Here is a 14,869-nt window from a genome sequence, read left to right as displayed (position 1 = left end):
CGGATATTCAGCGAAGAAGGTGGGTACCCATGTACGAAGATCGACAACATCGCGTTTCCGGGTTGCTCGGCGGCTGGCGTGGCCGGCTCGTCCGTGGGTCCGCGCTGCTGGCCGCCGCGCTGTGCCTCTATCACCTCTCGGCACTGGCCGCGCTCTCAACCAGCGTGACGATCAGCAACAACATCATCCGGGCCGGCACATATGACGCCCATCTATTTTGGCAGCCGCTGGAAGGTGGAGAGGAGTGGGCTCCCCTTACATTCGGCAGCGAAGACGGCCAGATCTCCGGTCAGATTTCCGTGACGTTTGTGGAGATTGAAGAATCAGCCGGCTCTGCCGGACAGAGCGCCATGCCAATCCCGCCCCCTGCGCAGGCGCCCATGCAGGACTCGGAGGAGGCACCGGACCCCCAGGACGGTCCGGAGACTGAGCTCGCACCGGAGAGTGATACAGCCCAAGGATCACCGGAAGATTCGCAGGACACCCAAGATACTCCAGCCAGCCGAGATGACGAAGCGGCAAAGGAGAAGGAAACCGCGGAAAACGAAACCGGAGCGGACCCCAACGAAGCCCCTCCCGTGCGGTTTGGCCCGCAGACTCTCGACTATAAGGTCGTCTTCTTCGTCAGGATCAAGAACGGCGAGGGGGCCAATGTGCCGTTTCGGTATTCACTGCGGTTTGGCGAAGGCCTGCCAGGCGGTATAGAAATCGCCAGCGTAGAGGCGCAGGGCGACACGCCTGTGGCGTCCTGTCCGGCGGATGATGCATATTTGATCCAAGACCAGGACATTGCCGCGCGGGCAGAGCACATCTATAAAGTGACGCTCCAAGGCACAGGGGCAGGCACAATAAATCTGCCCCTCGTGTTGGAGCACAGTTTTCAAGAAAAGAGCGGATGGGTCGGAGGCGCCTAAGACCCCCCAAGGCGTCACACCGGAATTTTTTCATTCAAGCATCGAACCATAACAGCAGGCCCCCAGTCCGTCTTTGAGAAGGCGGGCCGGGGGCCTGTTTTTGGGGTGGCTTCAAAGCGGGATTTTTTTGAAGCCGATGTCCTGGACAGGGTGGGGAATTACGGGCAAAAGCCAGCAAAAAACTCGAATAATAGATTTGGATAAGGGGCTGCTAAGGCGATTGTATTTTTTCTTTCAACGGAGGCTTGCACTTCACTGTCAATTGCGATAAAATACTTTTAATAACTTAATTGACTGAAAGAAGATGACGACGGTGAAAAGGTTTGGACTTACAAAAGTTCTCAGTGTTCTTCTGATAGCCACGCTGATGTCGGTGTGGCTGCCGGTAGATGCGGTTGGTGCGAACGGAGAGACGAACGGTTTTTACTGGGAAGAAAATGCCGACGGTACTGTGACCGTCACCGGCGCGGTAAATCCGACAGGGGATATCGTCATCCCTGCTGCATTGAACGGCAGCGTCGTCACCTCAATCGGTAAAGGTGCATTTTCCGGTTGCACCGGACTCTTGAGTGTGACTATACCAGACAGTTTGGTAACCATCGGAGACGGAGCTTTTAGCGATTGCGGCGCGCTGACCGAGATCAACTTGCCGAACGGCCTAAAATCGATCGGGGAATACGCTTTTACCAGCTGTACGGAACTTACTGAAATTGCCTTCCCGGACAGTATAGAAGTAATAGCGTATTGGGCCTTCGGAAACAGCGGACTTAAAAACATTGTCATCCCCGGCAGTATTCGCAACTGGGCTGCATGGGAGGGTATCAGCGCGTTTCTCGGGACATTCAATCTGGAAAGTGCCGTTCTGGAAGAAGGTGTCCCTTACATACCGCCCAGCCTCTTTCAAGGTTGCGGGAAACTTCACGATGTACAAATTCCCTCTTCGGTGACCGGTATCGGACAGTATGCTTTTTGGCAGTGCTGGGATTTGCGAGAACTAACTATTCCGGAAACGGTGACTTGGATATCTCCGTCAGCTTTTGAGTCGAATTACGGTGTAATCCTGTCTGATTTTACCTTGCGTGTTTTCCCGGGATCCTACGCTGAGGAATATGCAATAGGACGGGGGTTGCCCTATATATATGCTTCCCCCACGACGAGGATAATGCTGGCTGTAAATGATGAAAGGGGCACTGCGCTTGCCGATGGGTTCAACATCAACTGGTATGAACGAGGACACCCTGCCGTCATTGCAACTGGGAGTTCTGTTTATCTCAATTTGACAGAAAAAGAGTATGATTATGAGGTGATCCTCGCGGAAGGGCTGGGCTGTGCTTATGTGCAACCGGGTCGCGTTCCGCTGGATTTGAGTGGCGACGACACAGTGGCGGTGACACTCCAAAGAATCCCGACCGTGACACTGACCGGACGGGTGACCGATATAACGGGCGATCCCATCTCCGGTGCGGCAGTGCGCGTGACGCAATACCCCAACGGTCAATTTACCATTATGCAAACCGTCTACAGTGGAAACGACGGTTTTTTTACCGCCAGTATTCTCAATACAGAGACAAGCGTTAGCATTTCGGCAAACGGCTATATCGACAAAATACTGAATCGAGTGATCGCGGATGACGCGCCGAACACTGTGGATTTGGGCGCGGTGGCTTTGCAGCAATTGAAGAACAAAAAAATCACTATTTTCATGACCGAGCATGGCGCGGCTCCTCTCGGAGAGACTGGCCAGGAATATGGAATCTATTCCTTTGACGGATTGGCCTTCTCCCTGTTCAATGTCACGCAAAACAGAGCCAATGAACTGGCTGCGATACAATACCCGTATATCGTACTCGACGGAGAAATGAATCCGGGAGACGAAATTGAAATCTCGGTCATCGACAGCAATGGCCTGATGAGCGCTTTGCCGGTGCGCATTTCACTTGACGATGAATTGAATGGAACCGCTGACATCAGTTTTGTCGACAACGGACACTTCACAGCTATGGCCAGAGACGGCTTGGCGATGGTATTTGGCGCTACAGGTATATATGTAACAAGTGTTTTCTGTTCCAGTATGACACAAAGTGAACCACTGGTCGAAGGTGATTATTCAGTCGTGTTCATGGACAAAACGCCGTTGCTTATGAAGGTTTTGCATATCGAAAAATTGGCGGAGTTGGGATTGGAGCCCGAGGTGGATTATACTTCGGTCACGGTCAGCATTGCAAATGGCGTAATCACCGATTTGGGTGATATTATCATACCGATTCTGGATCGAGAAAAGCTGTTCTATACCAAAACCGCCCAATTCTCGGCTGCCAAACAGGCGGTCAGTATGAGCGCGTTCGCTTCGTATCGTCTGTCCTATGAATTGGATGAAAAGCACATGGTCTCCGGCGAGACATTGACGGTGGAATTCCCGGCTGGATTGGATTTGATTGCCGACAGTGTAACTCTGGACGGGCGTGCCGCACCCTATACATACGTGAATCGGGTACTCACTGTGGTCCCGGGACGACCGAACGCCGTTCTATGGTTTTGCGCGACGCCATCCCTGCCTGGCAAATCGTTTCTTACAGCCTATCTGTCCTTCCGAAACGAGGATGGTCCCGTGATACAGCCGTTGGGGCAGTCGACTGTTACGGTCAATGAATTGGAAATAAATGTTCCACGATCATCCCCGCACACGCAAGTGAATGTCAGTGGCACCGCACACGCAAACGCGAATATAACCATTTACGACAGCGGCGCAGTGGTTGGGCAAGCGGTTTCCAACAGTATCGGGGAATGGCACGCGTCCGTGGAACTGTATAAGCCTTATGCCTTTTCGTATCATAAGATATATGCAATTTCGAAGAATCTGGCAGGCGTAACAGTAAAAACGGAGGGAAAAACGCTGGTACACAATGCCGCAGATCGGTCTCGCCCAAAGGTGACTATGTACAACTATAACCATGTGAATAACGGTTATACGATCATCGATTATGACAACCCTACAGGTAAAAGACCCATATACTTTTATTGGCCTGGTTACGATACGTTTACTTTTGTCGCGCAGTTCGAGGACCCGGACACGGTGAACGGTGATGTTTCGATCTGGGCCACAGGATTTGACAGTGTGAAAAGAAATGTTCCGCTGACATATGACGCTAATAAAAAAGTGTGGATCGGGACGGCAGATTTTGATATTAACAGTTCCCCCCAAAGTGTTGGTGTGACCTATGCAGGTGCCCCTGCGGAGGTTTTGTATGACCGGCAGCAGTTTGATGACATGAAGATCGACATTGAAAACGCTTTGGCTGGCTTGGAAATAGATAGTGATGAGCTTAGAGCGGATCTCGCAGCCGCCGGGATCGACATGAGCATCATAAAGGAAACGCTTGTCGAACAGAATAATGGCCTGTTAGGAGATTATATAACACGGATGGATTACAATGACGGTACCGAAAACGCCGCGTTGTATTATCAGCTGTCGGTTTCGGCGTTCAGTGGAACTGTCAGCAACCTGCCGGGCGAAGGCTACGATTGTGTTTCCGGCACGGACGATAGTGAAATGTATGTGAAAAATCTGGAGACAGACTCAGAAATCCTGACATACATAGTAGACACCGTAAAAAGGACATTGACGGTTTCAGGAGTAACGGTTTATAACCCGGTTATGCCCATAGCTGCTCGCAGAATGTCAGATATACCAATCGGGTCGACTATTAAGACTATAATTGAGAATCTATTGACGGTAGTCCCTAGATTCGGCCCGATTTTTTCGGCAATATCAACCGTTGGTTCAGCTATAGATGTGGTTGAATTTCAAAAACAACGAAATGATGTAAAAACGATGATAGAGAACGATTGCTGTATTTCCGATATTGTGCGTACCGATTGTCTGCAGCAGCTGTTCGGGTTGTGGTGGAAGGGAACTCTTATTGGCGGAGAGAGTATTATAATTGGCGGAGAGAGTACTGTGATCGGAGCGATATGTGTTATAGGGGCAGTCCCGGTAACGGCGTCCGTCATTGTTATTAGTTCGCTTCTTGTTGTGAGCGGTATCGCACTCGGTTTAGCTCAATCCAGCCTTTTGTCCAAACTCAATGCAATCAAAGCCAGAGCAATATGGGATGGATTGGGTCTCAATGGTATATGCTGTACCTCAGCTTGCTGCGGCCCGGACGATCCGGACGACGAGCAGGAAACGGACAGAGGACTGGATCCTTCCGGCTATGTCTACGAAGCCGTTCCCTCCAATCGTCTGGAAGGTGTCACTGCCACGGTGTATTACAAGCCTATGAACGCCGCCCCCTCTGACACAGGCGAGTTGTGGGATGCCGGAGATTACTGGCAGGAGAATCCATTGACCACCAACGCCGAAGGTCAGTACGCCTGGGATGTTCCGTGGGGTTTATGGCAGGTCAGATTTGCGAAGGATGGCTACGAACTGGAAGAGAGTGGTTGGCTTCCCGTTCCGCCGCCGCAGTTGGATGTCAACATCGGCATGGTGTCCCACGCCGCACCTACTGTAGCCAATGCCAAGGGCTACGAGGATTACATAGAAATCGCCTTTGACAAATACATGAACATCGATACCTTGACGGCGGAGGACATCGCGCTCACGGGTTATGGCGGCGATTTTACCGTGAATTTTCCAGACGCGGAGCAAGACCCGCTCAACCCCCATAAGATCTTTGTCCGAATTGTTCGGGTTATCCCGTCTGGCGGTAAATTCACGATGGGCGGCATCATTGGTCTGACTGTAGGCACAACTGCGCAGAGTTATGCTGGCGTCAGGTTGGAGAATACCTATCAGGCCAATGTTACCATTGTGCCGGAACCGAAAGGCATCAATACGTTGGAAGCAATAAGTCTCAATTATGGTCAGACAAGAAGTGTCGACGTCTCGATTTTCCCAACACAGGCGGGTGCCAACAAAAAGATCATCGCTGTATCAACATCGCCATTCATCGCGACAGTGAGCAGGTCGGCAGTCACAGATGAGAACGGTGTCGCTGCTTTCAGTGTGAGCGGCGAACTGTCCGGCGTGGCGGAGATCATCTTCAAGGTGGAAGACACACAATTGACAAAAACTATGACATTGTCTGTTGGCTTGCCCGGAGAGACTGTGGCGGAAAGTTACACTGTGACCTTTGATCCAAACGGTGGCGTACGCACAGGCGGCGGCGCGTTGACGCAAATGGTTCTCGTCGGTGGCGCGGCGGTTGCGCCTATTGTATCTCGCAACGGATACACCTTCAATGGCTGGGATACATCTTTTGACAGTGTGACCGACGACATAGCAGTGACGGCACGATGGGCATATGACGGCGGCGACAGATCGCCCAATCCGTCAACAGGCAAGACCGTCCCGAACCCCAAACCGTCACTGGCAGGAGATTGGGAAAATCCATATGTCGATGTGGTTGATACCGATTGGTTCTATGAGGCTGTGCAGTTTATCTCCAAACGCGGCCTGATGATCGGTACAGCGGCAGAAAAATTCTCCCCCGGCGTCACCATGTCTCGCGCCATGCTGGTGACGGCACTGTATAGGCTTGAAGATGAGCCGGAAGTGAGTGGTGATATATCTTTTGCGGATGTAAAAACGGATGGGTGGTATTCCAGGGCCATCCTGTGGGCCAATCAAAATAAAATTGTCCTTGGATACTCTAATGGAAAATTTGGTTTGGATGATCCCATCACCCGAGAACAAGCTGTGACCATTTTTTACCGCTACGCCGAATTCAAAGGACTGGACATCAGTGTGTCGGCTGATCTGTCAAAGTACACCGATATGAACAATATTTCAGATTGGGCATTGGGTGCCATGAAATGGGCCGTTGCTATAGGGCTTATAGAGGGCCGCGCGGACACAACCACCGTACCGCAGGGAACTTCTACCCGTGCCGAGCTTGCCATGATCTTCAAGGGATATATCGAGGATTTTTTGGGGGAGGGTGGCGAAGAAGACGAATAGAAATTAACTCTACCCACCACGGAAATCCGTCGAGTAGACAATCTCCAAGCCGCGCAAGCCCAGCGTAAGCAGGGCATGCGAAAATCTTATCCCGCAAAATTGGTATGCAGGTGGAGAGAATGTAGAATGAAACGACATGAAACAATAGAGCAACTGCTGAATGCGCCGGAGGGCGAGCATTACCAGTTCAAAGAGTGGAAGACCAAGGACAATTTCAAAGAAGCGACGGAGATTTGCTGTGCACTGGCGAACTGTGGCGGCGGAAAGCTTGTCCTTGGCATATCGGACAAACGTCCACGGCAAGTCGTGGGTTCAACGGCGTTTCTTCAACCGGAGCGCACCCGCGCAGACCTGATAGATAAACTTCGAATTGGGGTGGATTTCGAGCTTTATGAAGATAACAACAAGCGAGTCCTCGCTATTGAAGTTGCGAGCAGACCTTTGGGGCTGCCGATTCAGGTTGACGGCATTGCTTGGTGGTACGTCGGCGACAGTCTTGTTGCTATGCCGGAAGGTGTGCGCCGGAGTATTTACGCCGAAAGCAGCTTCGATTTTTCCGCTGAGATTTGCGACGGGGTAACTATCGACGACCTTGACGAGAACGCAATCAATATATTCCGCCAGACCTGGGCGAAAAACAGCGAGAATAAACGCATTCTAAACCTGTCTGTAGAGCAACTGCTCCGTGATTGTGACGCAATTACCGATGATGGTGTGACGTATGCTGCCCTGATATTGTTCGGGACACGTAAAGCTTTACGAAAACACCTTCGGCGCGCGGAGATCGTATTTGAATACCGTTCATCGGAGGCTGCCGGCCCCGCAGCCCAACGCGAGGAATTCACTGAAGGGTTCTTCAATTATTTTGACCGCATTTGGGAACTTGTTAATCTTCGGAACGATAAACAGCATTACCAAGAGAGGCTGTTTGTGTTCCCGATTAGCACGTTCAACGAGCGGGTTGTTCGGGAAGCTCTGCTAAATGCTGTATCGCACCGAGATTATCAACTTGCAGGCAGCGTATTTGTACGTCAATATCGCGACCGCCTTGTGGTGGAAAGCCCCGGTGGATTACCGAATGGAATAACAGTAGAGAATATTCTCGATAGGCAGTCGCCGCGCAATACCCTGATAGCGTCGATATTTCAGTTATGTGGGCTTGTCGAGCGTTCCGGCCAAGGGATGAATCTGATATATGAGTTAGCTGTCCGTGAAGCAAAGCCGCTCCCGGATTTCAAAGGTACGGATGCGTATTTCGTAAAGCTGACACTTAACGGAAAGATACTTGATGAGCATATGCTTTCCCTAATAAAAAATATTGGCGATGAGCATTTGAACGCTATGACAACAGACGATTATATCCTACTGACGAATCTATTCCAAAGCAAGGAAATGGGACAGACAAATCTTGAACGATACAAACATCTTGCTGAATTGGAAATCGTTAAATATACTGAAAGCGGTATTGAATTTGCAAATGGTATCCGAGTAGATATCCAATCGACACTCAATCGATAGAGGCTATCGCTCTGCTGAATATGCTATCTGATCGCGCAAGATATATCTAAAAACAGGCCCCCAGTCCGTCTTTGAGAAGGCGAGCCGGGGGCCTGTTTTTGGGGTGATCAAAAATTTTTCTTCAAAGTATATTGACAATCATAGTAATATGTGCAACAATATAATCGACGCTTGAAAGTCCGGCGGTAAAAATTCCCTCGCAAAACTTATTGTACGAGGAGTGACTGCGTTGAAAGAGAACGCCGCGTCCGAGCTCTTGCGGGGACACACTGACACGGTGGTGCTCAGCATCCTCGCGAAAGGCGACAACTACGGATATGAAATTCGCCGAACCATCATCGACAAAGCGGGCGGAAGCTTTGAACTCAAGGAGGCGACGCTGTATTCCAGCTACAAACGGCTGGAGAACGGCGGGTATATTACCTCCTACTGGGGAGATGAAACCCAGGGCGGCCGCCGCCGCTACTACCGCGTCACCGACGCCGGGCGGGAGCTCTTCCGGCAAAACAAAAGCGATTGGCTGAAAACCCAGGCGCTTTTGAACAAATTATTGGAGGATTGAGCCATGAAAGAGAAAATTTATGTTGAACGCCTGTTCGCGGCCTATGACGACACCCCGGAACTGCGTGATTTCAAGGAAGAAATCACCGTGAATCTGCGTGAGCGCGTAAAGGAACTCACGGATAAAGGGATGACGGGGGATGAGGCGCTTGAAAAAGCCTTTGCAGAGTTGGGCGATATTACCGCCATTGCCGACGCTGTCGCCAAGCAAAAACGCACCGAGACCATCGGGCAGATGTACATGAAGGCAAAAGTGCCGCTGACGAAACGAACCGCCGCGGGGATAACCGCCGCCACCGGGGCTTTGCTCATCGCCGCGGGCATAGCGTTCATTTCTTTCTTTGGCCATGCAGGGGCGGGGACGTATTACTTCGCCGCCGCGCTGCTTGCCGTTGCCTGCGGGCTTTACACCTATTTTGGGCTGACACAGGAAACCGCCGCCCATTACGCAATGAAGCACGGGCGCGCGCTGGCTTATGGAGCGGTCTGCTTGGCGGGTTTCTTGGGCGCAGGGCTTTCGGTCGTCTCTTTCTTGGTCGACGGATGGGAAATGTCCGCCGCGATTGGCGTGAAAGCGGCGCTTTTGCTCCCCGCCATCTGCGGCGTAATCTTTTTGCTCGCCACCGAAACAAAACGGCAAAAGCCGTGGTTAAAGGCCATGATCCACCATGAGGTTGGAGCACCTATGACGTTTCACTATGAATTGGTTGACCCCGTGAAAGCCGTGCGGTTTGGCGTGATGAGCGGTGGATTGTGGCTGCTTGCCGTTGCGCTATTCGTCACGCTGGGTATTTTTGTGGACTGGGGCGTGTCGTGGCTGCCGCCGCTCTTCGCGCTGCCTATACAGGTTTTTATGGTCGCGTATATCTTTAAGAAGTGATTTCCTCAATCAGCGGCACGTACTCACTGTCCCAGACAAACATCTTAACAAACGCGCCGTCTAAATCGCCGCGAACGTCGAACTCCGCCGCGAACGACACGTCCGCGCCCTTCGCGACAGACACGCCGTTTGTCGATTTGACATCTATAAGCCGCCTGTCTTCGTTATAAAGCGCAAAGATCACGCTCGGCGCCATCTCGTCGTCGTAGTTGTGGATCGTGGACGAAACGCTGAATTTAGCGCCGCCAGCCGTGTCAAGCGCAAGCGGCGTGGCTGTCAAGCCGGAACCTTGCGGCGCCGTTTCTATAAACTGGAAGTCTTTGATCTGCATGGCGCCATTGGGAAATATGAAGCACAGATCGAGATCGCCCCATAGTTTGGGAATCTCAAACTCCCTGGTGACCCATAGGCCCCAGCCGCCCGTCGAAGTGAACTGAAATGTCGCAAGCACCGCGCCGTCAGGACCGCCAAGACGCATCTCCACCGGCATGCTCTCGCCCGCAGTGGAACCTGTGAATCTGAGCGTTTGAGAGCCGTTCATTCCGAACGTAAACCCGCTGTATATCAGACCCGATCCCAGCCAAAAGCCGCCCATGCCCCCCTGTTCCTCGTGGCTGTCGCCGACCTGTCCGTCAAAAGACGCGGCTATCGTCACGCTGTACGGGTCGCGGACGGTATATCCGGGCCGCATGAACAGGAAGTCCCTCAGTACAAATGGGCCGCCTTCCGGAAATTCGAAGCTTATGCTTTGATCGCCCACGATTTTTGGAAGCGCAAACGTCATTCCCACGAACGCATCCTTACTCCCCGTTGCCGGGAATAGGAGAGTGCCGAGCACCGGCCCGCCGTCTCCGACCAAATGAAGTCTTATGGGCACGGGCTGTGTCCCCGCGTTGGCTCCGAATATCCGGATCGCTTCCGCGCCGCTGTCACCGAAGACAAAATAGTGGTATGTCACGCTGTCGCCTGTGCCGAAGCCTTCCACTCCGTCGCCGTCCCATGTTTCTGTAACGCCGCCGCCTATCTTTTCATGATAGCTGCTCGCTACAGTGGAAACGTATGGATCGCGGGACGAAGGCTTAGATGTCGCTTTCTCGAATACAAACGACTTCATCTGAAAGCCTCCGTTGGGCAGTCGGAACGTTATATTTTGAATGTCTTTGAGCAAGGGGATCACGAACGTCCTCTCCGCATACACGTTCCAAGAACTGCCTGTTTGTGCGAGCATAAGCGTAGTGAACAACGGGCCGTTCGGCCCCTCGAGATAGATCTCAATCGGTGTGATTGCGGCTGGGCTACATACCGACATCTTAATCCGCACCGCGCCTTCTTCTCCAAAATCCAGGCGTTCATACGTCACGCTGTCGCCCGGCATGAAGCCTCCCAACCCGTCGCCCTCCGGCCATACGGTGCTGCTTGTAGTGGCGTCATATGCCGTGGCCAGGATAGGCTCCCTGTACGGGTCGCGCGCGGGAGGCAGCATGAACACAAAGGACTCGATTCTTAATGCTCCATTTGGGAACACGAAGCTCACATTGCTGTTCCCCTGAAGCATCGGAATAGCGAACGTCCTTTCCGCAAACACATTATAGTCGCCAGTTTTTTCAAACTGGAGCGTGGCCAGCAATGCGCCGCTCGGGTCGCCGAGGTGCAATTCTATCGGCACCGCGTCGGCCCCTGCCTCTCCGGGGGTGGCCGCCGTTATCTTCAGCTCTTGCGTACCCGCCTTTCCAAACGCGAAAAGACCATAGGTCAGGCTGTTGCCCGCGGCGATGCCGCCCAGCGCCCCGTCTTCTTCCACGACGATGGAGTCGCCTTGCTTGTTGGCGTAGTCAGCGGCCGGCGTGGCGATATAGGGGCTGCGCGTGGGCAAGATGTTCTGCAAGCTGATCGTGACGGTGAATTCATCGTAAACGCCGCTGCCGTCGGCTGCCGTCGCGCGCACTGTCGCCTGCCCGTTATACTCGGCCTGTAGCAGTCCGCTGCTGCTGATCGTCGCGGCGGACGGATCATCGGCGCTCTCTACGGACCAAACTACCCGTCTGAGCGAAGCGTCCGCAGGCGCCACGTCCGCGCTCATTTGCAGCGTTCCGTGGCGGACTTCTATGAAGTTTGACGGGGCAAAAACCGTGATTCCACTGACAGGCGTGAAAGCCTCCTGCCCCGATATGGCCACAACCGCGCTGCCCGACATCCCCGAACCGTCCTCGGCGATCGCGGTTACCTTGACCTGACCGTTTTTAAGCGCTTCCAATACCCCGTTCTTATTTATCACGGCCTTGTCCGTAGGGCTGCCGTCAGGTTCCGTGACGATGTAAGATACAGATTCGCAATCTGCGGTTGAGGGCTGTACGTCCGCCATCATTGCGAGTTTTCCCCGCGGCGACGTTATGGCGCCGATTCCGTCGATCCCTGAAAGCGCGACCCCTGTGATCGCCTGATTGCGCACGGAAGCTACTGTGACAAGGCCCGCGCTGAGTCCGTCGCCTTCGGCGGTTATCGTGATTGGGCCGGGGCGCCCATCCGACTGCACGATCGCGACCACTTGCCCCGAAAAGGCTTTGCGTATCGGGGACTGGTATGAGTCGTAATCGACCGTATTTCCGTTGTCTGTTCCCACAAGGCTGCCCGCCCCGGTTACTTTGAACGTCACTTCCGCTTCGCTGTCGGCGACGAAGTGGCCCGAAGCGTCCACTATGCTCGCTGTCACATATATAAGATCCTTGCCGTCCGCCGTGATGGACGCGCGGTCGGCCGAAAGCGCCACGGAAGCCGGCGGCCCGAACGACGATATTTCGTCCGTCGCTACGACGTTTCCGCCCTCGTCATAGGCTTTAAGCGTAACCACGCCCGGCGAGTAAGGGACATCCCACTCGGCGTGAAGCACGGAACTCGAAGCGTGATTAACGGTTCTTGTTCCGAGTGAGACGCCGTCTTTAAACAGCTCCACGTTGTCCTGCGTCGAGTATGCCCACACTTTTATCGTGTCTCCCAAGCTGTCGGACCAGTAGGGAAGCAGGTGAGCCATCGGTTTGTCGGACCAGACCGACTGATAGAAATAGAACGCGTCCGTCGGAAGACCGGCCGTGTCCACCGTACCGAAATGCGAAACTTTTGTCGCCGATTCGCCTATGTAGTCGATGCCCGTCCAGACGAACTGTCCGAGAATAAACTTGCGGTCGCGATCCACCGCCCACCGGCTCTCCAAATCGCCGCTCGTCCCGGCGATGCTGTAATTTGAGCGCTGGCCGTCAGCCGCAATGTAAACCCCGCGGCTGCGCCGGGCGGAAGACGTCTCGCTGCCAAACAGAATCTTGTCAGGATGATCCGCGTGGTCGGCGTCATACGCCGCCTCGGAATAGTTATAGCCTATCACGTCAAGCTCCGCGAAATTCATGGCGCGCACGGTCTCGTCGCGAACAATGTCCATAGAACAGGTTGCGACGGTCGGGTAGGCGTTGCCGCGCGGATCTTCGCTCTCAACCCACGATACGAGGTTTCTCGTCGTCTGCTGGCCGGACGCGACCGTCTGATCGCCTATCTCGTTGCCGATGCTCCACAGGATCATGGAGGGGTGGTTGCGGTCGCGGCGCACCCAGTTGCGCACGTCAACCTCGGACCATTTAGCCTGCGCGCCCGCGTTCGGGATAAGGCTCAGATCGGCCGTTGACGTCACGTCAAAGAAGCGAGCGTAGTCTTTGCTTTTTTTGGCCCATGTCCATACGTCAAACGCCTCGCTGAAAAGCAGTATGCCAAGCCTGTCGCATATATCCACAAATTGCGGCGCAGGCATATTGTGCGACGTGCGTACTGCGTTCACGCCCATGTCTTTCATAATCTGAAGATTGCGCTCAAGCGCCCGATAGTTCATGGCGGAACCGAGCGCTCCCAAGTCGTGGTGCATACACACGCCCTTCAGCTTCATGTACTGACCGTTCAGGAAAAAGCCCTCGTTCGGATCCAGCCTGATCGTGCGAAAGCCGAAAACGGACAGGTATGTGTCCAGCACGGTTCCGTTCACGTCCTTGACTTCCGTCTTCATTGTGTACAGATATGTATCGTCCAAGTTCCACAGGTGCGGAGACGGGACGTTTAGCACCTGCTGATCTGTGACGATCGCTCCCGCCGCCACTTGGAACGCCGCCGATGTATTCGTCGCGACAGGGCTGCCCGACGCGTCCAGCACCGTCTGCGCCACCTGTACGTTCCTGGCGCTGTCCGACGCGTTGCGAACCTCCGTGTCCACCGTGACCGCGCTTCCGTTTGTCGAAATATACGTGCCGTTAAAGTTAACCTTCACCGGGTCTGTAACAGTCAGATAGACGTCGCGGTAAATGCCCGCCCCGGAATACCACCGTGTGTTCGGATCTTCGTAGTTGATTTTTACCGCGACGACATTGGGTACATTGCCGAAATTCAAGTGCGGGGTTATGTCGAACTCAAAGGTGTTGTACCCATTGGGCCAATTGCCGACCTGCACCCCATTGACGAACACCGTTGAATCCATGTACACGCCGTCAAAACGCATCGCGACGTTCTTTCCCCGCGTGCCGCTCGGAAGATAAAATGTCTTGCGGTACCAGCCTATATCCGTTTTATAGAGGCCGGCGATGCTGTTGTCTTTGATCTGCTGAATCAGCCAATCATGCGGCAGGGTCACTTCGTCCCACGCCGCATCGTCGTAATCCACGGCCGACAGCGCCGCGTCCGTGCCGCTGTTATCGATCTGAAACCGCCAGCCGTCGTTAAACAGCCTGCTGCGCTCGCCGCCAATCTGGGCGTCGCGAACGGCTCGCTCGGTCACGGAAGCCGCAAAACACGGCCCCGCAGCTTGGACAACCATCACAAGCGCCAAGATGGCGGACACTGTTACCCGGAAAATCCTATTGAACTTCATAAAAAACGCCTCCTGTTACATTTCATGTAGATATTTTTTAGATTTTAGGTCATTATATTACAAAAATTCTTTAGAGTCAATAGAATATTTGGGCTTGCTCTCTAAAAATCTCTGCATGATTCCCAATTATTACATCA

Annotated in this window: 6 protein-coding genes; 5 read left to right on the top strand and 1 reads right to left on the bottom strand. The window is 53.3% G+C overall.

What is annotated here, in order from left to right:
* Positions 1-29: 29 nt before the first annotated feature.
* The 5 genes from LBK75_04210 (at position 30) to LBK75_04190 (ending at position 9,835) form a co-directional block, all read left to right on the top strand.
* Positions 30-914, top strand: coding sequence for a hypothetical protein (locus LBK75_04210; protein ID MDR1157494.1), 885 nt, complete (start codon positions 30-32; stop codon positions 912-914).
* A gap of 313 nt (positions 915-1,227) precedes the next feature.
* Positions 1,228-6,876 (top strand): leucine-rich repeat protein, encoded by a 5,649-nt coding sequence (locus tag LBK75_04205; GenBank protein MDR1157493.1) that lies wholly within the window; start codon positions 1,228-1,230, stop codon positions 6,874-6,876.
* 126 nt (positions 6,877-7,002) lie between these two features.
* Positions 7,003-8,394, top strand: coding sequence for a putative DNA binding domain-containing protein (locus tag LBK75_04200; protein MDR1157492.1), 1,392 nt, complete (start codon positions 7,003-7,005; stop codon positions 8,392-8,394).
* A 229-nt stretch (positions 8,395-8,623) separates the two neighbouring features.
* Entirely contained in the window at positions 8,624-8,956 is a 333-nt protein-coding gene (locus LBK75_04195; GenBank protein ID MDR1157491.1) for a PadR family transcriptional regulator, read from the top strand.
* A 3-nt stretch (positions 8,957-8,959) separates the two neighbouring features.
* A complete protein-coding gene (locus tag LBK75_04190) occupies positions 8,960-9,835 on the top strand; it encodes a permease prefix domain 1-containing protein (GenBank protein ID MDR1157490.1) in 876 nt (291 codons plus the stop codon).
* Here the strand turns inward: LBK75_04190 and LBK75_04185 are convergent.
* The gene (locus LBK75_04185) at positions 9,825-14,732 is read right to left on the bottom strand and encodes a carbohydrate-binding protein (protein ID MDR1157489.1); all 4,908 of its coding nucleotides are present in this window, start codon (positions 14,730-14,732) and stop codon (positions 9,825-9,827) included. The two genes, LBK75_04190 and LBK75_04185, sit on opposite strands and share 11 nt — an antisense overlap.
* Positions 14,733-14,869 lie beyond the last annotated feature (137 nt).

The sequence above is a fragment of the Oscillospiraceae bacterium genome (assembly GCA_031265355.1).
Taxonomy (GTDB): Bacteria; Bacillota; Clostridia; order Oscillospirales; family UBA929; genus JAIRTA01.
This window is presented reverse-complemented; position numbering and strand designations above follow the sequence as displayed.

Coding starts and splice junctions, on each gene's coding strand:
- LBK75_04210 (MDR1157494.1), top strand. CDS start 30: ATGTACGAAGATCGACAACATCGCGTTTCCGGGTTGCTCGGCGGCTGG.
- LBK75_04200 (MDR1157492.1), top strand. CDS start 7,003: ATGAAACGACATGAAACAATAGAGCAACTGCTGAATGCGCCGGAGGGC.
- LBK75_04190 (MDR1157490.1), top strand. CDS start 8,960: ATGAAAGAGAAAATTTATGTTGAACGCCTGTTCGCGGCCTATGACGAC.
- LBK75_04185 (MDR1157489.1), bottom strand. CDS start 14,732: ATGAAGTTCAATAGGATTTTCCGGGTAACAGTGTCCGCCATCTTGGCG.